The organism is Mesorhizobium sp. NBSH29 (genome assembly GCF_015500055.1).
Lineage (GTDB): Bacteria > Pseudomonadota > Alphaproteobacteria > Rhizobiales > Rhizobiaceae > Neomesorhizobium.
In genome coordinates, this window is record NZ_CP045492.1 from 2,207,649 (window position 1) to 2,233,325 (window position 25,677).

Here is a 25,677-nt window from a genome sequence, read left to right on the forward strand (position 1 = left end):
GCTGAATGAACACCCTAACCAAGGCACCTGAAATCAAGGCAGCCAGTCATCTCGACTTGCCGGATGCATTCGATGAATTCATGACCAGCTTCGAGGCCTTCAAACAGGCCAATGACGAAAGGCTGGCAAGTGTTGAAAAGCGCATGAGCGCCGATGTGCTGACAGTCGATAAGGTGGAGCGCATCAACAAGGCGCTCGACGAACAAAAGCGTACGATGGACGCACTCTCGCTCAAGAAGGCCCGCCCTCAGCTCGGCCGCGATGCGCGCAATGGTGCGGAATATCTGGAGCATAAGCAGGCATTCGAAGCCTATGTGCGCAATGGCGATGATCGCCTGCTGCGCGCGCTCGACACCAAGGCCATGTCGTCCGGCTCCGGGCAGGATGGCGGCTATCTGGTGCCGCCAGAGACAGAAGCAGAAATTGGCAAGCGCCTTGCAGCGCTCTCTCCCATACGCTCCATTGCTTCGGTCAGGCAGGTTTCGGCTGCCGTGCTCAAAAAGCCCTTCTCCATCACAGGCCCGGCCGTTGGCTGGGTGGGCGAAACGGCAGCACGCCCGCAAACGGCAAGCGCTACCCTGGCCGAACTGCAATTCGCAACCATGGAACTTTACGCGATGCCGGCTGCCACTGCCTCGCTTCTGGAAGACAGCGTGGTTGATCTCGACCAGTGGATTTCCACCGAAGTGGAGGCAGCCTTTGCTGAACAGGAAGGTGCTGCCTTCGTGAATGGCGATGGCACGGCCAAGCCGCGCGGCTTCCTGAATTACACGAAGGTGGCGGAAACCGCCTGGGCCTGGGGAAGTCTTGGCTATATCGCCACCGGCGTTGCCGGTGCGTTGCCTGCCAGCAACGCCTCGGACGTGTTGATTGACACGGTCTATGCGCTGAAGGCCGGCTATCGCCAGAACGCCAACTGGGTCATGAACCGCAAGACGCAGGCCGCCATTCGCAAGCTTAAAGATGCTGATGGCAATTATCTGTGGCAGCCACCGGCAGCACCCGGCAGCCGTGCCATGCTGATGGGCTTTGGTCTGGTCGAAGCAGAAGACATGCCCAATGCCGGCACGGATGCGACACCAATTGCATTCGGCGATTTTGGTCGCGGCTATCTGGTGGTGGACCGAACCGGCGTGCGCGTGCTGCGCGATCCGTACTCCGCAAAACCCTATGTGCTGTTCTACACCACCAAGCGCGTTGGCGGCGGCGTGCAGGATTTTGATGCCATAAAACTGTTGAAATACGGCGTCAGCTAGCGGCCCAAAAAAGCATCCCCGCCCGCTCGTCGGGCGAGGGTGCTTTCGGCTCACCCGACCGGAAATTCATCGAATTGCGGCAGGTCGTCCGTGATGTCGAACCAGTCGGCTTTTGATCCGACGAAAATGTGGGCCGTAGGCCGGATCGACGGCGTGTCATCAAGCGTCCCGAGCGGCACGTGGACATAGGCCCCATCGCGTACCGACGAATAGAGAAGCGAGCCGCATCGCGCGCAATGGGCGTCATGATTTTGGCTCTCGCCAAAACGCATGATTGCTTCGGCACCCTTGGTGACTGACAGATGCGCGGTCCTGATTCCAGCAATCGGCTTGAACGCTGATCCGGTGGTGCGCCGGCAGTTCGAGCAGTGGCAGTTCATCGCATAGTCGAAAGCGTCGTTCACCGAAAAGCCAACGGCGCGGCAAAGACAGGCGCCGCGAAGAAGTGTCGATTTTTCAGTCATCTCTGCCTCGCGGGAAAAGCCACAGAGTGCGCAATATGCCGACTCTGTCGCACGAAGACAACCATCTTTCACATTGAAAAAGCAGGATATTTCATGACTCTGTTTCGCACTGTCGAACCGGGTGCAGAGCCCGTGACGCTTGTTGAGGCCAAGGCGCATCTGCGGCTTGACCAGACAGGCGAGGACGCGCTTTTGACCGGCCTCGTCCGCGCCGCGCGCCAGGAGGTGGAGCGTGCGACAGGGCTGGCAATGATCAACCAGGCCTGGCGGCTGGTGCTGGATTGCTGGCCGGAATCCGGCACGGTTCTGCTCGTGCGCCATCCAGTGATGGAGGTGATTTCGGTCACCGCCTATGGCGCCGATGGCGAGGCCGCGCTGGTCACTGCCGGCAGCTATCAGGTCGACAGCCTGTCGCGACCAGCCCGAATCCACTTTACCGACAAGCCCGATGCATTGCGTGTGATGAACGGCATCGAAATCGATTTCATCGCCGGCTTTGGCGAGGCCGGCACGGATGTGCCCGACCTTTTGAAGCGAGCCATGCTTTTGCTCATCGCCCACTGGTACGAACTGCGCGGCGCAGTCAGCGCCGAGAGCCAACCCGCCTCCTATCCCCCCGGCTATGAGCGGCTGATCGGCGGCTACGTGGCGAGGCGGCTCTGATGCGGCTGGCCCTGCTTGATCCGGGCATGCTGCGCCATCAGCTGTCGCTGGAAGTGATGACCCCGTTGGCCGACGCGCATGGAGGCCATACCGAAAGCTGGGTCGAAGTGGCAGCACTTTTTGGCATGGTCGAACCGGTTGCGGCAGACAGCATCGCCGGTGCCGACCAGTCTCTGGAAAGCGTGACGCACCGCATCACGATACGCGCACGGCCCGGCCTGCGCAGCGGCATGCGCTTCACCCGTGGCACGCGCGCTTTCGTGATCCTGACAGCCCACGACCCCGATGAGACCGGGCGCTATCTGGTCTGCCGCACGCGGGAGGAGGGGTTATGAATTTTGCCGTGACACTGACCATCGAAGACCTGACGCGATCACTGCGCTCCATGGCCCACGATCTGGCCGACAGCGTCGAGCAACAGCACCGCATCGGCAAGGAGGCCGGGTTGAAGTCTGAGCCGGAATTGCTGGCGCAGCCGGAAAAGGGAGACATGTTTGATGACTTCGCCAGCCGTTGAACTGCAAAAGGCGATCTTTGCCACACTGTCGGGCGACGGTGCCCTGGCTGCCCTCGTCGGCGGTCGCATCTTCGACCATGCACCCGCAAGCGTGGCCTTTCCCTACATCACGTTTGGCCGGACCAGCGTCTACGATTGGAGTACCGCCAGCGAGGGCGGCAGCGAACAGGTCTTCACGCTCCACGTCTGGTCCCGCGCCAAAGGCAAGCTGGAGGTGCTCTCGATCATGGACCGTATCCGGACAAAACTCGACAATGCGGCGCTGGTGCTTGCCGGGCACCATCTGGTCAACCTGCGCAACGAATATTCCGAGGCTCGCCATGTCGATGACCTGTCTCTGCACCAGGGTCTTTTGCGCTTTCGCGCGGTGACTGAACCCGCTGCCTGACCCCGGGCGGCTTTCCTATCCACACATCAACGAGGAGACGGCCAATGGTCGCGCAAAAGGGCAAGGATCTGCTCCTGAAGATCGATTCAAACGGGCTCGGCACCTTCGTCACGGTGGCCGGGCTGCGCTCCAAGCGCATCGCCTTCAACAGCGAAACAGTCGACGTGACCGATGCCGATTCAGCCGGGCGCTGGCGCGAATTGCTGGCTGGCGCAGGCGTCCAGCGCGCCAGCCTTTCGGGCTCGGGCATTTTCAAGGATGCGGCCTCCGATGCCACCATCCGCAGTCGCTTCTTCGCCGGACAGATTGTCGCCTGGCAGATGATAGTGCCCGACTTCGGCACGGTCGAAGGCCCGTTCCAGATCACCGCGCTGGAGTATACCGGCGCGCATGATGGCGAGGTGAGTTTTGAGATCGCGCTGGAATCGGCCGGCGCGCTTACCTTCACGGTGACGCCATGATCGCCAACCGCCATCGCGGCGAGATCGCCGCTGAACTCGACGGAAAACCCTATCGCCTGTGCCTGACACTCGGCGCGCTGGCCGAACTGGAAGCAGTTTATGCCGCTGATGATCTGGCCGCGCTCGTGGAGCGGTTTTCGACAGGGAGGCTGTCGGCAACCGACATCATCCGCGTGATCGGCGCCGGCCTGCGTGGAGCAGGCGCGGCAATCAGCGACGCTGAGGTCGCCGCCATGCATGCACCAGGCGGCGCCGCCGGCTTTGCCACGCTGGTGTCGGACCTGCTGTCCGCAACCTTCGGTGCTGCCGGGGAGGCGGGCTTGGCCGGAAAAAACCTTTGAAGGCCGCTGCGGGCTATGAAGGAAAAGCCTTTCCATGGGCCGACGTCATGGCAACGGGGCTCGGCCTGCTGCGGCTTTCACCAAAAGATTTCTGGTCGATGACACCGCGCGAATTCGAACGTGCGGTAAGCGCGCTCCGCCCGACGCGGACAGACCCAATGTGCGGCTTGGAACTCTCTGAGCTGATGCGCCGCTTTCCCGATGAAGGAGACCTCGCTTGGCCGAAGACGTAACAGTTTCTATCAACGCTGACACAGCTCCCTTCGAAGTCGCGCTCAAAAATCTTGAAAAGCTCTCGCAGGGGTTTGGCGCGCAGCTGACAAGCGCGCTGAAGGGCGCGGTGGTGAGTGGCCGCGACCTCGACGATGTGCTGCGCCGCGTTGCCATGAACCTCGCCGGCATGGCGCTGAGCCAAGGCATGCAGCCGCTGCAATCGCTGACGGGTTCGGTGCTGTCGAAAATCATGGGCGGCCTCTCGGGCATTTTGCCCTTTGCCAAGGGCGGCGTTCCGGGTTCCGTGGTGCCTTTTGCCTCTGGCGGCGTGGTCTCGGCGCCAAGCTACTTTCCGATGGGAAAAAATGTCGGACTGATGGGCGAGGCCGGCGCCGAGGCGATCTTGCCGCTTCAACGCTCTGCTGACGGACGTCTCGGTGTCGCCTCGTCCGGCGGTGGGGGCGGTGTCAATGTCGTGTTCAACGTGACCGCGCAGGACGCCGCTTCCTTCCGCAAATCCGAAGCCCAGATCACCGGCATGCTGGCCCGCGCCGTTTCGCGTGGCTCACGCACGCTTTAAGCCGACGCGACAACCCAGGGACAAAAGATGCCCGACCTTGCAAGCTTTCATGATGTGCTGTTTCCGTCCCCGATTTCTTTTGGCGCGACCGGTGGCCCGGAGCGGCGCAACGAAATCGTCCAGATGACATCCGGGCGAGAGCGCCGCAATTCCCGCTTTGCCCATTCGCGCAGGCATTACGATGCCGGAACCGGCGTGCGCTCGCTGGAGGACCTCTATGATGTGCTGGCCTTCTTCGAGGCACGGCGTGGCTCGCTGCACGGCTTTCGCTTTCGTGATCCGTTTGACAGCAAATCGTGCCGGCCGGCCGATGCGATTTCGTTCACCGATCAATCCATCGGTACCGGCAACGGGACCACGCAGCGCTTTGCGCTTGCAAAAACCTATGGCAGTGGCGCCGACGCTTATGCACGCGCCATCGTAAAGCCGGTGGCAGGAAGCGTGCGGGTGGCGGTTAACGGAGTTGAACGCAGCACGCCCTCAGGTTTTACGCTGGATGCGACGACAGGCGAGATTGTCTTTCCCGGCGGGCAAATCCCGGCATCGGGCACTGCAATCACCGCAGGTTTCCAGTTCGACGTTCCGGTGCGTTTTGACACCGAGCGCATCGAGATCAGCCTCAGCGCCTTCAAGGCCGGGCAGATCCCCTCCATTCCGCTCGTTGAGGTGACGCCATGACGACCTATCCGGCGGCCCTTGCAGCACACCTCCGGGGCAATGCGACGACCCTGTGCCACTGCTGGAAGCTGATCCGTAAGGATGGCGCGGTGACTGGTTTCACCGACCATGACCGGCCATTGGCATTGGACGGTGTGACCTTCGAGCCGGAATCAGGCTTCAGCGCCAGCGAAGCGCGCGACACGCTGGGTCTGGCGACCGATACTGTCGATGTGGAGGGCGCGCTGTCCTCCGTCCGCATCCGGGAAGAAGACATCAGCGCCGGCCGCTATGACGGCGCTACCGTGGAAACGCTACTGGTCAACTGGAAGGATGTTTCCCAGTTTGCCCGACTGCGCAAGGCCACCATCGGCCGCATCACCCGCAGCGACGGGCGCTTCGTGGCCGAACTGGAAAGCCTGTCGCACAAGCTCGATCATGTTCAGGGCCAATACGTGCGCCGCGACTGCGATGCGGAACTGGGTGATGCCCGCTGTAAAATCTGGACCGGCGCACCGGGGCTTTCCGGGACGGGCGCAGTGGTGGCATACAGAGGCGGCGGTGCCGTTGCCGTCTCCGGGCTTGGCACTTTTGCGCCCGGCTGGTTCGCCCACGGCGTGCTGACCTGGACCAGCGGCGCCAATACGGGCCGCTCTGTGCGCATCCTCGGTCATTCCGGCGGCGGCGAAATCACGCTGAGCCTTTGGCAGGACGGCTCCGATCCCGTGGCCGGCAACCAGTTCTCGCTGGTCGCTGGTTGTGACAAGAGCTTTGCCACCTGCAAGGCAAAGTTCGGCAACCCACATAATTTTCAGGGCTTTCCTCACCTGCCGGGCAATGATGCCGGCTATGCCTATGTCACCGAAGGCGGCCAGTTCGATGGCGGTCCGCTGGTTCCATGAAAGACATTCGAGCAAAAATTCTGGCCGAGGCTGAGCGCTGGCTCGGCACGCCCTACCGCAATCAGGGCTACCGGCGCGGCGTCGGCTGCGATTGCCTCGGCCTGATCCGGGGCATCTGGACGTCTGTCTACGGCACCGAGCCTGACCGTCCGCCGCCCTATTCGGGCGATTGGGCCGAAGCCGGCGGCAAGGATGTCCTGCTTGCAGCCGCGCGCCGCCATTGTGCCGAAGTGCCGGTGGCAGAGGCCCGACCCGGTGACCTGATACTGTTTCGCTGGCGCCCACATCTGCCAGCCAAGCATGCCGGTATTCTGGCACCCGACCAATGCTTCATTCACGCCTATGAAGGCCACGCCGTGCTGGCCTCTGCACTAGTACCGCAATGGCGCCGGCGCATCACAGCAGCCTTTGCATTTCCCGACATCTCTCTAAAGCCCGAGTAAGGACACCAGACAATGGCAACCATCGTCCTGCAGGTAGCGGGTGCATTTCTGGGCAGCTTTCTGGGCCCCGTCGGCACTGCGATCGGCAGCGCCGCCGGCGCGATGGCCGGCTATACGCTCGACCGCGCGCTGATCAGCTCGACGCAGCGCATCCAGGGTCCGCGCCTGACCGGCCCGAGACCGTACACGGCAGAAGAAGGCACCGCCCTGCCGCGGCTTTATGGCACCGCGCGGCTTGGCGGTACGCTAATCTGGGCCACCCGCTTTGAAGAGCAGTCGACGAGCAAGCGTCAGGGTTCCAAGGGCGGGCCGAAGGTGACCGAATACACCTACTTCGCCAATGTTGCCTTTGCCCTGTGTGAAGGTGAGATCGCCGGTGTGCGCCGCGTCTGGGCCGATGGCAAGGAGCTCGACCGTGAGACTGTCGAGATGCGGGTCTATCGCGGCTCGCAGACGCAAGCCCCAGACCCGCTGATCGAGGCGCGGCAGGGTGGCGGAAACGCACCTGCCTATCGCGGCACTGCCTATGTTGTCTTCGAGCGGCTGCCAATCAACGATTACGGCAACCGCATCCCGCAGCTGCAGTTCGAGGTGCTGCGTCCGGTCGGCGAACTGGAGCGCGGGGTGAAGGCGGTTTGCCTGATCCCCGGTTCCACCGAGTTCGGCCTTGCCCCCAATCTGGTGACGCGCGGCACCGGGCGAGGCGACACGACCGCGATGAACCGCAACGTCTTCACCGCCTCAAGCGACCTCGTTGCCTCGCTGGACGAGTTGCAGGCACTATGCCCCAACCTTGAACATATCGCGCTGGTAGTCGCCTGGTTCGGCAATGATCTGCGCGCCGGAAATTGCACAGTTAAACCCGGCGTCACCGACCGCGTGGCAACCGGGCTGTCGCAAACATGGAAGGCGGGCGGCCTTACAAAGGCCGACGCGCCGCTGGTTACCAGCCACAATGGCGGTCCCGCCTATGGCGGCTCGCCCTCCGACCAGACCGTCATCGACGCGATCACCCATATCCGGAATCGGGGTCTCAAGGTAACACTCTATCCCTTTGTTATGATGGACATTCCGGCAGGCAATGGTTTGCCTGATCCCTATAGCGGCGGGGCCCAGGCGCCCTATCCGTGGCGTGGGCGCATCACCTGTTTTCCCGGACCCCAACAAGGCGGCACGGCCGACAAAACTGCTGCTGGACGCGGCCAGGTCGAAGCGTTTTCAGGCAATGCCATTGCCGCGCATTTTTCCGTTTCCGGCGGAGCAGTCGTCTTCGGTGGCTCTCCAAGTGACTGGGGTTATCGTCGCATGGTCCTGCATTATGCGCGCCTGGCAGCGCTTGCCGGCGGTGTGGACGCTTTCCTCGTCGGTTCGGAATTGCGCGGACTGACACGCCTGCGCGACCAGAATAATGGCTTCCCATTTGTCGAGCAATTGGCCTTCCTGGCCGGCCAGGTGCGCACAATCTTGCCGGCGGCCAAGATTACCTACGGCGCCGACTGGACCGAATATTTCGGCTACCATCCCCCCGACGGAAGCGGCGATGTCTATTTCCATCTCGACGCCCTGTGGGCACACCCGGCCATTGATGCCATCGGCATCGACAATTACATGCCGCTGTCTGACTGGCGTGACGCCGATTATGCCGGCACAAGCCCGGATGGGTTCTCAGGCCCCTATGATCCCGCCGGCCTGCGCTCGCAGATCGACCGCGGCGAGGGCTTCGACTGGTACTACGCTTCCGATAGCGCGCGTACGCTGAGGCAGCGCTCAGCGATCACCGATGGCGCCTACGCAAAGCCATGGGTCTATCGCTACAAGGATCTGCACAATTGGTGGGGCAATAATCACTACCACCGCGTTGGCGGTGTGCAGGTTGGCGCACCGACTGGCTGGGTGCCGCGCTCCAAGCCGATTTGGTTGACTGAACTGGGCTGTCCGGCGGTCGACAAGGGCCCAAACCAGCCTAACGTTTTCCCCGATCCGAAATCGGCGGAAAGTGCCGCTCCCTATTTTTCGAGCGGCGGCCAGTCGGAACTGGCGATGCAGCGCTTTATCGTCACGCATCAGCGCCACTGGGACCCGGCAAGCACATACTTCGACCCCGCGCGCAACCCGATCTCACCCAACTATGGGGGCCGCATGGTGGATGCCTCTCGGGTCTATCTCTGGGCCTGGGATGCTCGACCATTCCCGGCCTTTCCGTTGAACGGAACCCTGTGGCGCGACGGTGACAACTGGCGGCTCGGCCACTGGTTGAACGGGCGGCTGGGAAGCGTCGGCGTCGACAGCCTGATCAACGCCATTCTGGCTGACCACGGTCTGCCACCGGCCAACGTCAACAATGCCGACGGGCTGGTGCAGGGCTATGTGGTAACCGATCCGGCCTCGGCCCGCGCCACGCTGGAGCCGTTGCTGGATCTGTTTGGTATTGCTGCGCTGGAAACCGGCAGCGGACTTGTCTTTCGCAGCGAGGCAGCCCGCAGCAGCGTGCCGGTCACGATGAGCGAACTAATAGTGGAGAAGAACGGGGCGGTGCTTGAGGCGGTGCGGGTACCCGACCATCAGCTGCCGACCGAGGTGATCCTCGGCTACCGCGATCCGTTCGCCGATTATCAGGCTGGCTCGGCACGACGCAGAGTGCAGGCCACCAGCGGAACCCGTCAGGAGACCATCGGCTTTTCCGGCGTGCTGGCGCCGGGTGGCGCGTCGGCCTTGCTCGACGACTGGTTGGCGCGCGCCTGGTCTGGTCGCGAAACCGTGAGCTTTGCCTTGCCGGCGCCCGATGCGGCAGTGGAACCAGGCACAGTGATCCGGCTGCCGGATGCCGGCAACGCAGCCTATCTGGTAACCCAGATCGAAGACGGTATGTTGCGCAAGGTGTCGGCGCGAAAACTGGCTGAGGCCTCGCCGGCTGCAAACCGCTCGGCGCTGCCGCCACCGCCGCCGCCGCGCCCGACCGTGCCCGGAAAGCCGCTGGCGTTGTTCCTCGACCTGCCTATGACCCCCGGCGCCGGCGGGCCCCACTGGCAACTCCGGGTGGCAGCATGGAACCGCATCTGGCGCACGCAGATTGCCTTTGCCTCGCCAGAACAAACAGGCTTCGCCCCGCGCGCAACGATCTCGGCGCCGGCCACGCTCGGCACACTGACAGCGCCGCTGGCCGGCACCTTTGCAGGCCGCATCGACCGCAGGAGTGCAGTGGAAGTACACCTTCTCAATGGCGAACTGGCCAGTATCAGCCGGCTGCAGCTGCTCAACGGCGCCAATGTCGCCGCCCTTCGCGCCCTGAACGGGCAATGGGAAGTGCTGCAATTCGAAAGTGCCGTCGAGGTGGCGAGCGACCAGTGGCGACTGACCGGCCTGCTGCGCGGCCAGCTCGGCACGATTGATGCCATGGCGGCGGGCGCTGCAACGAACGCCGACTTCGTGCTGCTCGACGGTGCAGTGCGCGCGGCAGGTCTGACGCCGTCCGAGTGCGGGCTCACCATCAACTGGCGAGTGGGGCCTTCGGGCTATGATTTTTCCGATACGAATTTTGCCCAGCAGGCGGTGGTTGGTGGTCGCCGCGCCAGCCTGCCGCTGCCGCCTGCGCATCTGAACGCATCACAGCAGGCAAATGGCGATCTTGCCATTGCTTGGAAACGCCGCGGCCGCATCGACGCCGACAGCTGGGACGGACTGGACATTCCGCTGGGCGAAGAGGCCGAGAGCTACCGCATCCAACTGACGACCACAGCCGGTGCCAAAAGGCGCACGGTGACTGTGACGACCCCGAGCTGGACCTATACCGCGGCAAGCATCGCCGCCGATTTCGGCGCGCTTCCGGCAATTTTCGACATCACCGTTACCCAGCTCAGCGCCGCGACCGGCTGGGGCCTGCCGGCCACACGGCGCGTGACGATCTCGTAAGTCGAACCCATCACTCAAGGAGAATGAAATGGTAGACACCAAACCCTGGTACCTGTCGCGGACCATCTGGGCCTCGCTTGTGACAGTTTCCATCGCCAGTGCTAGCTTGCTTGGGCTGCCGGTGACACATCTCGACGGCGCCAGCCTTACCGACACGCTTTTGCAGGCCGCTGCCGCAATCTCCGGCCTCATCGCTGTCTTCGGCCGCCTGTCTGCGGTGAGCAGGATCGGGTGAGGGACGAGGCCGCGAGGGTGTGCACTCGTGTCATGCCGAGACACGTTCATTTCACGTTCAGCACCGTTCGGGTACAAGCGGGTCATGAAAGGAATTTGCCCCGTGTTCCAGACCCTGAGCGCCTCCCTGTTTGCCCTGACATTGCTTGCATCGCAGGCTGGTGCAGCGCCATTTATGCCGATCGAAGATAGGGCGCCGATACTGCTTGTTCAAAGCGATTGTTTTGCAGTCGGCGAACAGATCGCCGCGCAAAACGGCGGTACACTCGCCAAGGCCGCGCCCTCCACTGATGGCGGGCAGCCGGTCTGCGTCGTGGTCGTGCTCATACCTGGCAAGGAAGGCGAACGCCCCCGCCGTGTTGAGATGGTGGTACCACAGGGATAAAGCGCTGTTTTACCCAAGCGCCTTTTCGCCTATACCTGACCGTCTGATCGCTCCAGCACGGTGACGTGATTCCATGCGCATACTCGTTGTCGAAGATGACAAGGACCTGAACCGCCAGATTTCCGACGCTCTTGTCGGGGCAGGCTATGTCGTCGACCGCGCCTATGACGGTGAGGAGGGGCATTTTTTGGGCGATACCGAGCCCTATGATGCGGTGGTGCTTGATATTGGCCTGCCGCAGATGGATGGCATCAGCGTCGTCGAGCGCTGGCGTCGCAACGACCGCAAGATGCCGGTACTCATCCTCACCGCCCGTGATCGCTGGAGCGACAAGGTGTCTGGCATCGACGCCGGTGCCGATGATTATGTGACAAAACCTTTCCATATTGAGGAAGTGTTGGCGCGCCTGCGCGCGCTAATCCGGCGCGCTGCCGGTCACGCCTCGTCCGAACTCACCTGCGGCCCACTCCGGCTTGATACCAAAGCATCAAAGGCCGATGTCGACGGCGTACCGCTGAAACTGACATCGCATGAATTCCGCCTGCTGGCCTATCTGATGCATCACATGGGCGAGGTGGTCTCGCGCACCGAGCTGGTTGAGCATCTCTACGACCAGGATTTTGACCGCGACTCCAACACCATCGAGGTCTTTGTCGGACGCCTGCGCAAGAAGATGGGCATCGACATGATCGAGACCGTGCGCGGCATGGGGTATCGCATGCGCGAGCCCGAGGCGTGACAGGCAACCTGGCGCCGGTCCCGCTCGAGCGGGTAAGGCGAGGCATCACGCTGGTTCCCCGGTCGCTGTCGCTGCGCATCATCGCGCTGTCGACGATCTGGGCGATTGTCGCGCTGATCATCATCTCGACCATCATTTCAACGCTTTACCGGCAGGCCAACGAACGCGGCTTCAACAGCCTGTTATCGGCTCACCTGTTCAACCTCATAAGCACCGTCAGCGTCTCGCAGAGCGGCGCACTTGCCGGCAGCGTGGATCTCGGCGATCTGCGCTTTTCGGAACCAGAATCTGGATGGTACTGGTCGGTCGAGCCCGTGTCCGGCGGCCTGACGGGGCGCCTGCGATCGCTGTCAATGACCGACGTCATCCCCTCGCCGGAACCTTCCATTGTCCCCTTCGATTATGAGTTTCGTAGAACCTACAAGGCCGACGGTCTCGATGGCGAGGAGCTGCAGGTCTTGGAAAGCGAATTTGTGCTTGATGCGAGCAACCGCGTCGCGCGCTTCCGCGTCATGGGCAACCGCACCGAGATGGAAAGTGAAATCCGCACCTTCGTCAGTCGGTTGTTCGGCTATCTTGCTCTTTTTGGCGTCGGCATGATCGCCATCAATGCGATTGCCATTATGCTGGGCCTGCGGCCACTGGCGCGCGTTCGCGAGGCGCTGGCAAATGTGCGTGAGGGCACCGCCGCCCGGCTCGCCGGAACCTTTCCCGCCGAAATTCAGCCATTGGCGGATGAAACCAACGCATTGATTGAAAACAACAAGCGCATTGTAGAGCGCGCCCGCACACAGGTGGGCAACCTTGCCCATTCGCTGAAGACACCGCTGGCTGTCCTGCTCAACGAGAGCCGCATAATGGGGGGTGAAAAGGGCAGGCTGATCGAAGCGCAGGCTTCGGCCATGCAGCAACAGCTCGATTATTATCTCCAGCGCGCCCGCATCGCTGCCCAGCGCGACAGCGTTGTCTACCGCACGCCACTGGCGCAATCGCTTGCCCGAATGGTCCGGGTTATGGAAAAGCTCAACCCGGAAGCCCGCATCACGCTCGCCCTACCACTGGACGATATCCTGTTTGCCGGCGAGCGCGAGGATTTTGAAGAGATCGTCGGCAATCTGCTGGAAAACGCGATGAAATGGGGACGCCGGCAGGTTGACGTGTCGTTGCACCCCATCCAAGGCGCCGGCAGTTTTGAGCTGTCGATAGAAGATGATGGTCCCGGCATCCCCGAAGACAAAGCCCGGGAGGCTCTCAAACGCGGACGCCGGCTGGACGAAACCAAGCCTGGAACCGGCCTTGGTTTGGCGATTGTGTCCGACCTGATTGGCGAATATGGCGGAAAATTATCGCTCGAACGCTCGACATTGGGCGGATTGAAAGCGAGTGTCCAATTGCCCACGGCACCGTGATTTGCACGAGACCTTAAATCAGCCCAATTTCAGCCCATCAGGGAACCTATACGGATGCCAAGGAATTTCTCGGCCGCAAATGTTCATACCGGTAGACCAATGAAATCTTCGATCATTTCGCTTCTCCTTCTCGCTTCTATCTCCGGCTGCGCCACCAAGGGCGTCGCGCCGCTGATGAGCGCATCCGCCGGAGTGGCCGCCGCGGTCTCGGCTCCCGATCGCCAGTTGGCCGCCGCTGCACCCGCTGGCGCCACCATCGCAATGGGAAGCGGGCTCGTCGCAGGTGCGATTGGCTCCGACCTCAACAGGCGCGAGCGAGCAACCGCGCTTGAGGCTGAATATAAGGCTCTGGAGTATACCCCGGCTGGCCAGACGGTAGCTTGGGGCGACAAGTCTGCGGGCCGCTACGGTGAGGTTGTCGCGGCAACACCATACCGGGTCGGGTCGCAGGATTGCCGGCAGTATGGACATTCCGTCACCATCGATGGCCAGCAGAAAAAAGCGCGCGGCACTGCCTGCCGCAACCCTGACGGAAGCTGGTCGCCGCTGACCTGATCGTGAACGTTCCGTCATTTGGCCGCATTGGCATGGCCTGTGTGGACCACTAATGAGGTCCCATGCTTTTCTGGTTCACAGCAGCCCTTCTCACCTTTGCGGCCTCGATGGCGGTGTTTCTGCCGCTGGTGCGGGGGCGCGGCGACGCTGCCGATGCCAGCAGCCATGACCTTGAAGTCTATCGCGACCAGCTTGCCGAAGTGGAGCGCGATGCAGCCCGCAGCGTGATCGGCCTTGCCGAAGCCACAGAAGCCCGCGCAGAAATCGGACGCCGTATTCTTCGGCTGGACATTTCCGGCGGTGCAGAACCCCGACAGTCTAACCAGCCGTCAAAACGTGCCGCGCTCGCAGTGCTGGCGGTGCCGTTTGTGGCTTGGGGCGTGTATGCATGGATAGGATCACCGGGATTGCCCGGCGCGCCTCTTGCGGCACGGATGGCTGAAGACCCCTCCAAGATGAGCGCGGAAATGCTTCTCGCTCGCGCCGAAGCCCATATGGCCGCAAGCCCCAACGACGGCAAAGGCTGGGACGTCCTCGCGCCGATCTATGCCCGCCTTGGTCGCGCTGAAGAAGCGGTCGCCGCTTACCGCCAGGCAATTGCACTCAATGGTTCAAGCTCTGGCCGCGAAAGCGGGCTCGGCGAAGCGCTGGCACGCGCCGGTGGTGGCATCATCTCGGGCGAATCCAAAGCTGCCTTCGAGCGCGCCCTGAAACTTGACCCGGCAGACCCTTCTGCACGGTTCTTCCTTGCCAACGCGATGATGCAGGCTGGCGATCCCAAGGCGGCTGCCGCAGCGCTTGTTGCGCTGGTGGAAAGTGTTCCTGAAGGGTCGCCCTGGCGTCAGGCAGGCCGACAGGCATTGCTCTCCATAGAGCGCAGGAAAGCTGCGTCGGTACCGGGCCCAGGTGCCGCGGACATTGAAGCTGCGAAGAATCTCTCGGAACAGGATCAGGCTGCCATGGTGGCGGGAATGGTTGAAAACCTCGACCGCAAGCTGCGCGATCAACCGCGCGACCCCGAAGGCTGGCGGCGTCTGCTCCAATCCTATCTCGTTTTGCAAAAGCCCGATGCGGCGCGCGATGCGCTGGCCCGTGCGGTGCGGGCATTCGGTCCAGATAGCGTCGAGGCAACCGAACTAAAAGCCTATGCTGCCGGTCTTGGCATCACCGCAACGGAGCCACAGCCATGACCCGCAAACAGAAGCGCCTTGCCGTGATCGGCGGCGCGATGGGCTTTCTGGCACTTGCCATGGCTTTCACCTTCTACGCGTTGGGCCAGAAGGCGTCCTATTTTTACATGCCGACCGATCTCACTGAAACACATGTTGAGCCCGGCCAACGCTTTCGCCTCGGTGGACTGGTGGAAGCTGGATCCATCCAGCGCGGGCAGGGCACCGAGGTGGGTTTCTCGGTGACTGACAAGGAAAAGTCGGTCAAGGTCGTCTACACCGGCATCCTGCCAGACCTGTTTCGCGAGGATCAGGGCGTGATCACCGAAGGCGCATTTCGTGACGACGGCGTCTTTGTCGCCAACAGCGTGCTTGCAAAACATGACGAGACTTACATGCCCAAGGAAGTCGCCGACGGTCTGAAAGCGCGCGGTGTCTGGCAGGAGGACACCAAGTGATCGTCGAGATCGGCCATTTCGCGCTTGTGTTGGCTTTTGCTCTGGCACTGGTGCAGGCAATTCTACCGCTCGTCGGCGCGCGTATTGGTGATAACCGCATGATGGCTGTAGGCGGGCCGGTCGCGGTGACAGGCTTTGCGCTGATTGCGCTATCCTTCGCCGTTTTGACGGCAGCCTATGTCCAGTCTGATTTCTCCGTGGTCAATGTCTGGGAAAATTCGCATTCGCTGAAACCCATGCTTTACAAGGTCACCGGCGTCTGGGGAAACCACGAAGGCTCGATGCTGCTGTGGGTCTTGATCCTCACCTTTTTCGGCGCGCTTGTGGCCACCTTCGGCACCAATCTTCCGGCAACCTTGCGGGCCAATGTTCTGGCGGTGCAGGGCCTTATCGGTGCTGCCTTCCTGCTTTTCATCCTCGTGACATCGAACCCGTTCGCCCGTCAGGCGCTCGCCCCTTTCGAGGGCCGCGACCTGAACCCGGTCTTGCAGGATATCGGCCTCGCCATCCATCCGCCGCTGCTCTATCTCGGCTATGTCGGCTTTTCGGTGTCCTTCTCTTTTGCAGTGGCGGCGCTGATCGAAGGCCGCATTGATGCAGCTTGGGCGCGCTGGGTGAGGCCCTGGACGCTGGCTGCCTGGGTGTGCCTGACAGGCGGCATCGCGATGGGCTCCTACTGGGCCTATTATGAGCTGGGCTGGGGTGGCTTCTGGTTCTGGGATCCGGTCGAAAATGCCTCCTTCATGCCTTGGCTGGCGGGCACCGCGCTGCTGCACTCGGCGCTGGTGATGGAAAAGCGCGCAGCGCTGAAGATCTGGACGGTGCTTCTCGCCATTTTCACCTTCTCGCTATCGCTGCTAGGGACCTTCCTAGTGCGTTCGGGCGTGTTGACCTCGGTCCACGCCTTTGCCACTGACCCTGACCGAGGCGTATTCATTCTCGCCATCCTGATGATTTTTATCGGCGGCTCGCTGGCGCTGTTTGCGCTGCGCGCACCGACCCTGAAAGCAGGGGGGATTTTTCAGCCGGTCTCGCGCGAAGGTGCGCTTGTGCTCAACAACCTTTTTCTGACGACCGCTACCGCAACGGTGCTGATCGGTACGCTCTATCCGCTTTTCATCGAAACCCTGTTTGGCGACAAGATTTCCGTTGGCGAGCCGTTCTTTAACCTGACTTTTGGCCTGTTGATGATCCCTCTTTTGGTGGCTGTGCCATTCGGGCCGCTTCTCGCTTGGAAGCGCGGCGACCTTCTGGGGGCTGCCGAGCGGCTGATGACTGCGTTTGCAGCTGCCTTGGTGGTGGTGCTTGGCACCATGCTTTTTATCGACGGCGCCTCAGTCTTCGCAGCGCTTGGCTTTGGCCTTGCAAGCTGGCTGATCCTCGGTGCGCTGACTGATCTGGCGCAGAAATCCGGCCTGCCCGGCGTACGCCCTTCGGTTGCGCTGCGCCGACTTGCCGGCCTACCACGCGCCATGTTCGGAACAGCCCTCGCGCATCTTGGGCTGGGCGTGACAGTGCTGGGCATTGTCGGTGTCGTGGCGCTGGAATCAGAAAAATTTGTCACCATGCAGCCCGGTGAGACTGTAACACTTTCAGGCTACAACCTGCGCTATAGCGGCATGCAGAAGGTCCAGGGACCGAATTACAGCGAGGAGCGCGGCAGTTTCGCGGTGACCGGTGAAGGCGGTGAGGCGCTTGGCACCATCGTTTCGGCCAAGCGCTTTTATCCCGCCCGCCAAACACCCACAACCGAAGCCGGTATCCGCACCTATGGGGTCAGCCAGTTGTATGTGGCATTGGGCGATGCAACTGCCGATGGTGGCATTGTGGTACGCATCTGGTGGAAGCCGCTGGTGACACTGATCTGGCTTGGCGCATTGGTCATGATGGCAGGCGGCACCGTCTCCCTCCTTGACCGGCGCCTGCGCATCGGTGCGCCGGCCCGTCGCAAACAGACGGCAGCATCGCCGGCCTCGGTATGAGCATTATTCAAACCATGATCGCTGCATTGCTCACCCTGCTGCTTGCGGGGCCGGCCTTGGCCGTACAGCCCGATGAGGTTCTCTCCAATACGGCATTGGAACAGCGCGCACGCGCGCTGTCGGTTGAACTGCGCTGCATGGTCTGCCAGAACCAGTCGATCGACGATTCCGACGCGGACCTCGCGCGCGATCTGCGCGTTCTGGTGCGCGAGCGCCTGGTTGCGGGTGACAGCGATGCGGCGGTGCTGGATTTCGTCGTCGGGCGCTACGGCGAGTTCGTGCTCCTCAGACCCCGCTTTAACGCTCGCAACGCGCTTTTGTGGGCAGCGCCTTTGCTGTTGCTTGTGGGCGGCGGGTTTTTCCTTTTGCGGAGAGGCAGTGCGCCGAACCAACCGGCAGGCGTGCCGCTTAGCAAGGAAGAAGATGCGCGTATCGCTGAAATCCTGAAGGGTCGGCAGGATTAGCGCCAGGTTCCAGTCACGCGATGCCCACGCCAAGATTACCAAAGTTTCATGCAGTGGAAAGGGTGCCGTAAGGTGGCGACCTCTATCTCTATTCCGACAGATGCGGATCGGCATCGACCGGAATTGTCTCAGAACGAGGAAAGAGTATCATGTTGACTAACACTTCCACTTCCAAAACCCGCAGCCGGTTGATGGCTGCTGCCGCGTCGATTGCTCTTGCGGGCACACTCGGCTTTGGCGCAATCGTAACCAACACCTGGCCGGTAATGGCCGAGGCTGTCCGCATCGATGGCCCGCAGGCTCCCGGATTTGCCGATGTCGTCCAGCTTGTCTCGCCAGCTGTTGTCAGCGTACGCGTCAAGGCCAAGGTTCAGAACACAGCAGATGACGGCGGCCAGATGTTCTCCGGCCCAGGCTTTGACCGGCTCCCCGACAACCATCCCCTCAAGCGCTTCTTCCGAGAATTCCGCGGTGATGGCGGTGAGTTGGACAGCGGCCCTCGCTTTAACGATCGCAACGACCGCAAAAAGCGCTTCAACCGTCGCGACCGTGGTCCGCGTCCGGTATCGCAGGGTTCAGGCTTCTTTATCTCCGAAGATGGGTTCCTGGTTACCAACAACCACGTTGTCGATGGCGGCTCGGAATTCACTGTGGTGATGGATGACGGCCAGGAGCTTGATGCGTCGCTGGTTGGAAGTGACCCGCGGACCGATCTGGCCGTGCTGAAGGTCGAAGAATCGCGCAAGTTCGTTTACGTCGACTTTGCTGATGATAGCAAAGTGCGTGTTGGCGACTGGGTCGTCGCAGTTGGCAATCCGTTCGGCCTCGGTGGCACGGTGACAGCTGGCATCATTTCGGCCCGTGGCCGTGATATCGGCGCTGGTCCCTATGATGATTTCATCCAGATCGACGCGGCGGTGAATCGCGGCAATTCGGGCGGTCCTGCCTTCAACCTCAACGGCGAGGTTGTGGGCATCAACACCGCCATCTTCTCACCGTCGGGTGGCAATGTCGGCATCGCCTTTGCCATTCCAGCCTCAACCGCCAAGCAGGTTGTCGCTGATCTCAAGCAGAACGGTTCGGTCCAGCGTGGTTTCCTTGGTGTCCAGATCCAGCCGGTTAACAAGGATATTGCTGAATCACTCGGTCTTTCGGGTGAGAAGGGCGCACTCGTCGCCCAGTCCGAGCCGGACAGCCCAGCCGGCAAGGCAGGTATAGTTGCCGGCGACGTAATCACGGCCGTGGATGGCAAGGACGTGGCGTCACCCAAGGAATTGTCGCGTGTCATTTCCAGCATGGACCCCGGCAAGCCGGCCCAGATCACAATTTGGCGCAAAGGCAAATCTGAAGTCGTGAGCGTCAACCTTGGCAAACTGCCAACGGCGGACAAACAGGCCAAGGCCGACACCACCGACGACAGCGGTACAGAGACCGAAACGCTGGCTGAACTCGGCCTTACCCTCTCGCCGAATGAAGACGGCAAGGGTTTGATTGTGACCGATGTTGATCGCGACAGCGACGCTGCCGAGCGTGGCATTCAGGCCGGCGATGTTATCGTCGCGGTGAATTCCAAGGAGGTTTCGAGCACCGCCGAAGTTTCCGCTGCTATGGCTGAGGCTTCCAAGGCTGGCCGAAAGGCTGTGCTGATGCAGGTAACCCGTGAAGACGCCAGCCGCTTTGTCGCGCTGCCAGTCAACAAGAGCTGAAAACTTCACCCTTCAGGCGGTCTCAAACCCCCGGGACCGCCGGTCGGGAGAGGAAGGAACCGGCCATCCCAGGCCTTAAGGTTCCAGCGGCAGCAGGTCCCATCCCCTGCTGCCGTCGTTTGTAGAAGGGAGTGCTGTATGACCTCTGCTTCAGCTCAGAAATTCGCGTATAACGCCATCATGAAGATTCTGATCATCGAAGACGACCGCGAGGCGGCCGACTATTTGCAAAAGGCATTGTCGGAAGCAGGCCACACCGCGCATCTGGCCGCCGATGGCGAAGCCGGCTTTGCGATGGCCGATGGCAATGACTACGATATTCTGGTCGTTGACCGTATGCTTCCGCGCCGCGACGGGCTCTCCGTGGTGGCCGAACTGCGCGCGCGCGGCAACGAGACGCCGGTTCTTATCCTCTCGGCGCTTGGAGAAGTGGATGACCGGGTGACGGGCCTGCGCTCGGGCGGCGACGACTATCTCACCAAGCCCTATGCATTCTCGGAACTGCTCGCCCGCGTTGAGGTTTTGAACCGACGTGTCGGCTCCAAGGAAGTCGAAACGGTCTATCGCTGTGGGGATCTTGAACTGGACCGCCTGTCTCACACCGTGCGACGGGCGGGCAAGGAAATCACCCTGCAGCCGCGCGAATTCCGCCTTCTTGAGTATCTCATGCGCCATGCCGGCCAGGTAGTCACCCGCACCATGCTGCTGGAAAATGTCTGGGACTATCATTTTGATCCGCAGACCAATGTCATCGACGTGCATGTCTCGCGTCTGCGCGGGAAAATCGAGCGCGACTTTGATAGCCCTGTGCTCCACACCGTACGCGGCGCCGGCTACATGCTGAAGGCCGGCTGATGCTCGCCGGACTTTCGGCGATGATGCGGACAACGGCAGCGCGCCTTTCGGCGCTTTACCTGCTTCTGTTCGCCGTCTGCGCGGTGGTTCTCGTTTTCTACATGACGTCGCTTTCGGCGCGCATGCTGACCGGGCAGACTCAGGAAACCATCAACGAGGAAGTGCAGGGCCTGGCCAACGCCTATAATCGTGGCGGCCTGCCGCTCTTGGCGCGTACCATTGAGCGGCGCTCCATTCAGCCTGGTGCCAACCTCTACCTGATCTCCGATCCGAACGGACGCATCCTTTCCGGCAATGTCGAAAGTCTGGAAACCGGCGTCCTGCAGGGCGAGGGCTGGACCTCGCGTCCATTCACCTACCAGCGGTTTGGCGAAGGCGAACGACGTTCCGCATCTGAAACCGCTGCCAAGCCTGCCGCCGACGCCACCCATCATGCCATCGCGGTGGTGCTTCGGCTTCCAAACCAGATGGTGATGCTGGTTGGCCGGGATCTGGGCGAGCCTGAGCGATTTCGCACCGTTGTGCGGCGCGCGTTGATGTTCGCGCTGGGCATGATGGGGCTTGGCGGTTTCGTCATCTGGTTCTTTGTTGGCCGCCGCGCGCTTAAACGCATCGACAGCGTGTCAGAGGCCAGCCAGCGCATTATGGACGGCGACCTGACACGGCGCCTGCCAGTAACAGGCGCCGGCGACGAGTTCGATCGGCTGTCGGAAAACCTGAACGCTATGCTGGGCCGCATCGGCATGCTGAATGAAGGCCTGAAGCAGGTCTCGGACAACATTGCCCATGATCTCAAGACGCCGTTGACGCGTCTGCGCAATCGCGCCGAGGCAGCGCTCTCAGGCAAGCGAAAGCCTGCTGAATACCGCGACGCGCTGGAAGCCAACATTGCCGAATCCGACCAGCTCATCCGTACCTTCAACGCCATCCTCATGATCTCGCGGCTGGAAGCGGGCTATTCGGCAGAAAGTGTCACCGATGTTGATTTGGCCGATGCGGTCCACGACGTGGCAGAACTCTATGAGCCGGCTGCCGAAGATGTCGGCGTTGTTCTGGTAGCCGAGGTGGAGGGCAGCTTCGTCATCAACGGCAACCGAGAATTGATCGGTCAGGCGCTCGCCAATGTTGTCGACAATGCCATCAAATATTCTGCCGGCCAGACCGAATCCGCACAGGTCTCCGTACGCCTTGGCGCGCAGGATGGGAAAATCCGGCTGGAAGTCGCCGACAACGGCCCCGGCATCCCACAAGCCACTGACCGCCAGCGCGCCACAGAACGTTTCGTGCGGTTGGAAGAAAGCCGCTCTCAGCCTGGCTCGGGCCTTGGCCTCAGCCTTGCCAAGGCGATCTTGCAATTTCATGGTGGCCAACTTGAATTGGCCGACAATGAGCCGGGCCTCAAGGTTGTGATGACCTTTCCAGAAACCAAAGCGGGTGCAACATGACGGCAGCGGCGGGCAAGAACGCAACCGGCTGGTTTGCAACGCCCTTGCGCGCCCTGTCGCCGCTCGACGCCGATAACGCGGCTGCCGAACTTGCAGATTTCTCTGATACCGCAGCCGAAGCGGATCTTTCGCGGTTGAGCGACTGGGCAAGGCAGGAGAGTGTGTCTGCGCAAACTCTTGCCGCCATCTTCGACCTGTCGCCCTTCATGCGGGACAGCGCCCGCCGCCACCCCGAAATGCTCGATCGGCTTTTCGATGCCGGCATCCAGGATCGGTTGGAGGCGGTGCTTGTTGCAATCACTGCATCCGCGGCCGAACCGGGCATCACCGAGACCGGGTTGATGAAGGAGTTGCGGCTGCTGAAATCGGAAGCGCACTTTCTGATCGCGCTGGACGAGCTTTGGGGCGCCGCAACGACTGAAACCACCGTCACCCGCTTATCCGACTTGGCAGACGCCTGCGTTCGCTCAGCCATCGTATTCTTGCTTGGCGATGCGCACCGACAGGGCAAGTTGACACTGCCTGACCCGGAAAATAATCCGGCCCACGGCTCTGGCTGGATTGTGTTAGGCATGGGCAAGCTTGGCGCTCACGAGCTGAACTTCTCCTCAGACATCGATCTGATCGTGTTCGTCGACAGTCAGGCAGTTGCTATTACCGACAGGTTTGAGTCCATCGAGCTTTTCGCCCGACTGACACGCCGTCTGGTCCGCATTCTTCAGGATCGCACCGAGCACGGCTATGTGTTCCGTACAGATTTGCGTCTGCGTCCAGACCCGGGTTCGACGCCATTGGCGATCCCGGTCGAGGCGGCGCTCAACTATTATGAAAGCCGTGGCCAGAACTGGGAACGCGCTGCCATGATCAAGGCTCGGCCTGTGGCCGGTGATATTGCAGCCGGTCAGGCCTTCCTCAAGGAACTCCAACCTTATGTCTGGCGCAAATACATGGATTACGCGGCCATTGCCGATGTCCATTCGATCAAGCGCCAGATCCACGCCCACAAGGGCCATGGCGCAGTGGCGGTCAAGGGTCACAACGTCAAGCTGGGGCGCGGCGGCATTCGAGAGATCGAATTTTTCGTGCAAACGCAGCAACTGATCGCCGGCGGACGCTTTCCGGAACTGCGCGGCCGTGGCACCGTGGCGATGCTGGCTGGTCTATGCGCCCACGGCTGGATCAGCGTCGAAGCCAGTGAAGCGCTGGCTACGCAATACTGGTTTTTGCGCGGCGTTGAGCACGCCATTCAGATGGTTGCCGACGAGCAGTCACACACATTGCCCGAAGACGACGAGGGCATCGAGCGGATCGGCAAGATGCTTGGCTTCTCCACCGGAGAGGCTTTTGCCGAGGAATTTCGTACCTCGCTGAAACTGGTCGAAAGTCACTACGCGGCGCTGTTCGAGACAGCACCTGAATTGTCAGACGGTGTCGGCAATCTGGTCTTCACCGGAGACGTAGACGACCCAGACACTCTGCACACACTGCAAAGTCTTGGCTTTGAACGGGCAAGCGATATTTGCCGGGTCATTCGCGGCTGGCATTTCGGCCGATACCGTGCCACCCAGTCAGCTGAAGCGCGCGAGCGCCTGACCGAACTGACGCCGGCACTTCTGGCCGCCTTTGGCAAGACAAGACGTGCCGATGAAGCGCTGTTGCGGTTTGACGAATTTCTATCGGGCCTGCCATCCGGCATCCAGCTGTTTTCGCTGCTGCAGAACAATCCGGCTCTGTTGAAGCTGCTCGCAATGATCATGGGTGCCGCCCCCCGCCTGGCCGCTATCATCACGCGGCGCGCCCACGTTTTTGACGGCCTGCTTGATCCGTTGCTGATGTCTGAACTGCCGTCGCGCGCGTATCTCGCCGAGCGGCTACAGGCCTTCACCCAACACACCGTCCAGTATGAGGAAGTGCTCGACCGTCTACGCATCTTCAATGCCGAGCAAAAATTCCTGATCGGTGTCCGACTGTTGACCGGGGCAATTGATGCCGCACGCGCCGCACGCGCTTTCTCGCATCTCGCGGATCTCACCATTGGCGCTGCGTTTGAGGCGGTTACAGAGGAATTCGCCAGTCGCCATGGGCACATTGCCGGTGGCAAAGCGGTGGTGCTTGGCATGGGTAAGCTTGGCAGCCGCGAATTGTCTGCTGGCTCGGATGTCGATCTGATCCTGCTTTATGACCATGATGCGGATGCAGAAGAATCCGACGGCGCAAAGCCACTCGCGCCTTCGCAGTATTACATCCGCCTGACCCAGCGCCTGATTGCGGCAGTTTCGGCTCCGACTGCCGAAGGTGTGCTGTATGAGCTGGACCTGCGGTTGCGCCCATCAGGGAACAAGGGACCGGTCGCCACCTATTTCGAGGCTTTCCGGAAATACCAGCAAAGCGAGGCCTGGACATGGGAGCACATGACGTTGACGCGGGCCCGTGTAATTGCCGGCGATGCTGCATTTGCGAAAACCGTCGAGCGGGAGATTGATGCAATCCTGGCACGGCCGCGCGATTTTGCCACGATAGCCCGCGAGGCCGGCGACATGCGCGCCCTGATCGAGACAGAAAAGCCACCACGCACGGTCTGGGACCTGAAGCAGATCCCCGGCGGTTTGATAGATCTCGAATTCATCGCACAGGTTGCCGTGCTTACTGGAAGGACGGCTCTCACGGAGCGTTCCACGTCCACCCTTGAAGTGCTTTTAAACCTCAAAGGCGAATTTGCCGATGCCTCGACGGCTGATGATCTGGCGCGCGCTCATACGCTCTATTCAGCGCTCTCCCAGACGATCAGGCTGTGCCTTGCCGGTGGCCTGCAACCCGAGGACATCCCGCCTGGACTGGCCGACATGCTGTTGGCCGCCACTGATCTACCGGATTTGCATGTGCTTGAAGCGCATGTCGACGAAACGGCGCAGAAGGTTCGAAAGACCTTCGATCTTCTGCTTCGGAGGAAAGCGTGATGTCAGCGATGGGACGCCGCCCGCGCTTTCCAGCATCGGGGGTAACGATGCAAAATGGAGACGACCAATGACCAGCAACACAACCAAGCTTGCTCTCGCCTTTCTGGCCCTCGCTGCAGCGGGTGCCACTACTGTTTATGCAGCCGAAAAGAGCGGCCAGCGCCATCGTCCGGCGCTGAACTTCGAAAAGGCCGACGCCGACAACAGCGGCGACGTTACCTTCGAGGAGTTTGCGGCGGCGATCAACGCGCGTTCGGGCATTGCCGACGCCGACGGCGACGGCAAGCTCACAGTCGACGAGATTGCCGGTGAGATCCAGCGCATGCGCGACAAGCGCATGGCCGAGCGCATCATCAAGCGCTTCGACACCGATGGCGACGGCGCGTTGACGATGACCGAGATTGTATCGCGTCAAAAGAAGATGTTTGCCATGCTCGACCGCAATGATGACGGCAAGGTTACCAAAAACGAGATGCCGAGGGGCGGGAAGCACAAGTTCCGTCGCAATTAACCTGACGGAGAAGC

General features: G+C 61.5%; 28 protein-coding genes. 27 read left to right on the forward strand and 1 reads right to left on the reverse strand.

The genetic code is table 11. The features are described 5' to 3' along the window. Positions 1-5 precede the first annotated feature (5 nt). On the forward strand, positions 6-1,256 hold the full coding sequence (locus GA830_RS10995; protein ID WP_195161910.1) for a phage major capsid protein: 1,251 nt from the start codon (positions 6-8) through the stop codon (positions 1,254-1,256). 50 nt (positions 1,257-1,306) lie between these two features. Here GA830_RS10995 and GA830_RS11000 read toward each other — a convergent pair whose 3' ends face one another. Further along, a complete protein-coding gene (locus GA830_RS11000; RefSeq protein WP_195161911.1) occupies positions 1,307-1,720 on the reverse strand; it encodes a GFA family protein in 414 nt (137 codons plus the stop codon). Between the two features lie 93 nt (positions 1,721-1,813). Here GA830_RS11000 and GA830_RS11005 point away from each other — a divergent pair, with 93 nt between their 5' ends. The 26 genes from GA830_RS11005 (at position 1,814) to GA830_RS11130 (ending at position 25,663) form a co-directional block, all read left to right on the forward strand. Continuing rightward, complete coding sequence (locus GA830_RS11005; protein WP_195161912.1) at positions 1,814-2,383, forward strand: head-tail connector protein; 570 nt, start codon at positions 1,814-1,816, stop codon at positions 2,381-2,383. Then, positions 2,383-2,718 carry a phage head closure protein gene (locus GA830_RS11010; RefSeq protein ID WP_195161913.1) on the forward strand — a complete coding sequence of 112 codons (336 nt, stop codon included), beginning with the start codon at positions 2,383-2,385 and terminating at the stop codon, positions 2,716-2,718. Before GA830_RS11005 ends, GA830_RS11010 begins: the two co-directional genes overlap by 1 nt. Beyond that, positions 2,715-2,900 carry a hypothetical protein gene (locus GA830_RS11015; protein ID WP_195161914.1) on the forward strand — a complete coding sequence of 62 codons (186 nt, stop codon included), beginning with the start codon at positions 2,715-2,717 and terminating at the stop codon, positions 2,898-2,900. The genes GA830_RS11010 and GA830_RS11015 overlap by 4 nt, the downstream gene beginning before the upstream one ends. After that, positions 2,881-3,288, forward strand: coding sequence for a DUF3168 domain-containing protein (locus GA830_RS11020; RefSeq protein WP_195161915.1), 408 nt, complete (start codon positions 2,881-2,883; stop codon positions 3,286-3,288). The genes GA830_RS11015 and GA830_RS11020 overlap by 20 nt, the downstream gene beginning before the upstream one ends. A 44-nt stretch (positions 3,289-3,332) precedes the next feature. Beyond that, positions 3,333-3,749: a phage major tail protein, TP901-1 family gene (locus GA830_RS11025; RefSeq protein ID WP_195161916.1), complete on the forward strand. Its 417-nt coding sequence runs from the start codon at positions 3,333-3,335 to the stop codon at positions 3,747-3,749. Further along, the gene (locus GA830_RS11030) at positions 3,746-4,090 is read left to right on the forward strand and encodes a gene transfer agent family protein (RefSeq protein ID WP_195161917.1); all 345 of its coding nucleotides are present in this window, start codon (positions 3,746-3,748) and stop codon (positions 4,088-4,090) included. The genes GA830_RS11025 and GA830_RS11030 overlap by 4 nt, the downstream gene beginning before the upstream one ends. After that, a complete protein-coding gene (locus GA830_RS11035; RefSeq protein ID WP_258045408.1) occupies positions 4,087-4,323 on the forward strand; it encodes a rcc01693 family protein in 237 nt (78 codons plus the stop codon). The genes GA830_RS11030 and GA830_RS11035 overlap by 4 nt, the downstream gene beginning before the upstream one ends. Then, positions 4,308-4,883: a phage tail tape measure protein gene (locus tag GA830_RS11040; protein WP_195161918.1), complete on the forward strand. Its 576-nt coding sequence runs from the start codon at positions 4,308-4,310 to the stop codon at positions 4,881-4,883. The genes GA830_RS11035 and GA830_RS11040 overlap by 16 nt, the downstream gene beginning before the upstream one ends. A 27-nt stretch (positions 4,884-4,910) precedes the next feature. Beyond that, the gene (locus tag GA830_RS11045; RefSeq protein WP_195161919.1) at positions 4,911-5,561 is read left to right on the forward strand and encodes a DUF2460 domain-containing protein; all 651 of its coding nucleotides are present in this window, start codon (positions 4,911-4,913) and stop codon (positions 5,559-5,561) included. Continuing rightward, entirely contained in the window at positions 5,558-6,442 is an 885-nt protein-coding gene (locus tag GA830_RS11050; protein ID WP_195161920.1) for a DUF2163 domain-containing protein, read from the forward strand. Before GA830_RS11045 ends, GA830_RS11050 begins: the two co-directional genes overlap by 4 nt. Further along, positions 6,439-6,885: an NlpC/P60 family protein gene (locus GA830_RS11055; protein ID WP_195161921.1), complete on the forward strand. Its 447-nt coding sequence runs from the start codon at positions 6,439-6,441 to the stop codon at positions 6,883-6,885. The genes GA830_RS11050 and GA830_RS11055 overlap by 4 nt, the downstream gene beginning before the upstream one ends. A gap of 12 nt (positions 6,886-6,897) precedes the next feature. Next, on the forward strand, positions 6,898-10,794 hold the full coding sequence (locus GA830_RS11060; protein WP_195161922.1) for a baseplate multidomain protein megatron: 3,897 nt from the start codon (positions 6,898-6,900) through the stop codon (positions 10,792-10,794). Between the two features lie 28 nt (positions 10,795-10,822). Beyond that, the gene (locus GA830_RS11065) at positions 10,823-11,029 is read left to right on the forward strand and encodes a hypothetical protein (protein WP_195161923.1); all 207 of its coding nucleotides are present in this window, start codon (positions 10,823-10,825) and stop codon (positions 11,027-11,029) included. Positions 11,030-11,113: 84 nt separating this feature from the next. Next, the gene (locus GA830_RS11070; RefSeq protein WP_195161924.1) at positions 11,114-11,413 is read left to right on the forward strand and encodes a hypothetical protein; all 300 of its coding nucleotides are present in this window, start codon (positions 11,114-11,116) and stop codon (positions 11,411-11,413) included. A 73-nt stretch (positions 11,414-11,486) separates the two neighbouring features. Further along, a complete protein-coding gene (locus tag GA830_RS11075; protein WP_195161925.1) occupies positions 11,487-12,152 on the forward strand; it encodes a response regulator transcription factor in 666 nt (221 codons plus the stop codon). Next, positions 12,149-13,561, forward strand: a complete 1,413-nt coding sequence (locus tag GA830_RS11080; protein ID WP_308460441.1) for an ATP-binding protein — start codon at positions 12,149-12,151, stop codon at positions 13,559-13,561. Before GA830_RS11075 ends, GA830_RS11080 begins: the two co-directional genes overlap by 4 nt. A gap of 99 nt (positions 13,562-13,660) precedes the next feature. After that, positions 13,661-14,116 (forward strand): hypothetical protein, encoded by a 456-nt coding sequence (locus GA830_RS11085; protein WP_195161926.1) that lies wholly within the window; start codon positions 13,661-13,663, stop codon positions 14,114-14,116. Between the two features lie 62 nt (positions 14,117-14,178). Further along, positions 14,179-15,306 (forward strand): c-type cytochrome biogenesis protein CcmI, encoded by a 1,128-nt coding sequence (ccmI, locus tag GA830_RS11090; RefSeq protein WP_195161927.1) that lies wholly within the window; start codon positions 14,179-14,181, stop codon positions 15,304-15,306. Next, positions 15,303-15,743, forward strand: coding sequence for a cytochrome c maturation protein CcmE (gene ccmE, locus GA830_RS11095; RefSeq protein WP_195161928.1), 441 nt, complete (start codon positions 15,303-15,305; stop codon positions 15,741-15,743). Before ccmI ends, ccmE begins: the two co-directional genes overlap by 4 nt. Beyond that, a complete protein-coding gene (locus tag GA830_RS11100; protein WP_195164902.1) occupies positions 15,743-17,725 on the forward strand; it encodes a heme lyase CcmF/NrfE family subunit in 1,983 nt (660 codons plus the stop codon). The genes ccmE and GA830_RS11100 overlap by 1 nt, the downstream gene beginning before the upstream one ends. Beyond that, positions 17,722-18,189, forward strand: coding sequence for a cytochrome c-type biogenesis protein (locus tag GA830_RS11105; RefSeq protein ID WP_195161929.1), 468 nt, complete (start codon positions 17,722-17,724; stop codon positions 18,187-18,189). Before GA830_RS11100 ends, GA830_RS11105 begins: the two co-directional genes overlap by 4 nt. A gap of 149 nt (positions 18,190-18,338) precedes the next feature. Further along, positions 18,339-19,895, forward strand: coding sequence for a Do family serine endopeptidase (locus tag GA830_RS11110; protein WP_195161930.1), 1,557 nt, complete (start codon positions 18,339-18,341; stop codon positions 19,893-19,895). A gap of 180 nt (positions 19,896-20,075) precedes the next feature. Next, positions 20,076-20,750: a response regulator transcription factor gene (locus GA830_RS11115; protein WP_195164903.1), complete on the forward strand. Its 675-nt coding sequence runs from the start codon at positions 20,076-20,078 to the stop codon at positions 20,748-20,750. Beyond that, a complete protein-coding gene (locus tag GA830_RS11120; protein WP_258045409.1) occupies positions 20,750-22,195 on the forward strand; it encodes a sensor histidine kinase in 1,446 nt (481 codons plus the stop codon). The genes GA830_RS11115 and GA830_RS11120 overlap by 1 nt, the downstream gene beginning before the upstream one ends. After that, positions 22,192-25,152 (forward strand): bifunctional [glutamine synthetase] adenylyltransferase/[glutamine synthetase]-adenylyl-L-tyrosine phosphorylase, encoded by a 2,961-nt coding sequence (locus GA830_RS11125; protein WP_195161931.1) that lies wholly within the window; start codon positions 22,192-22,194, stop codon positions 25,150-25,152. Before GA830_RS11120 ends, GA830_RS11125 begins: the two co-directional genes overlap by 4 nt. A gap of 67 nt (positions 25,153-25,219) precedes the next feature. Further along, on the forward strand, positions 25,220-25,663 hold the full coding sequence (locus GA830_RS11130; protein ID WP_195161932.1) for an EF-hand domain-containing protein: 444 nt from the start codon (positions 25,220-25,222) through the stop codon (positions 25,661-25,663). The last annotated feature ends 14 nt before the right edge of the window (positions 25,664-25,677 follow it).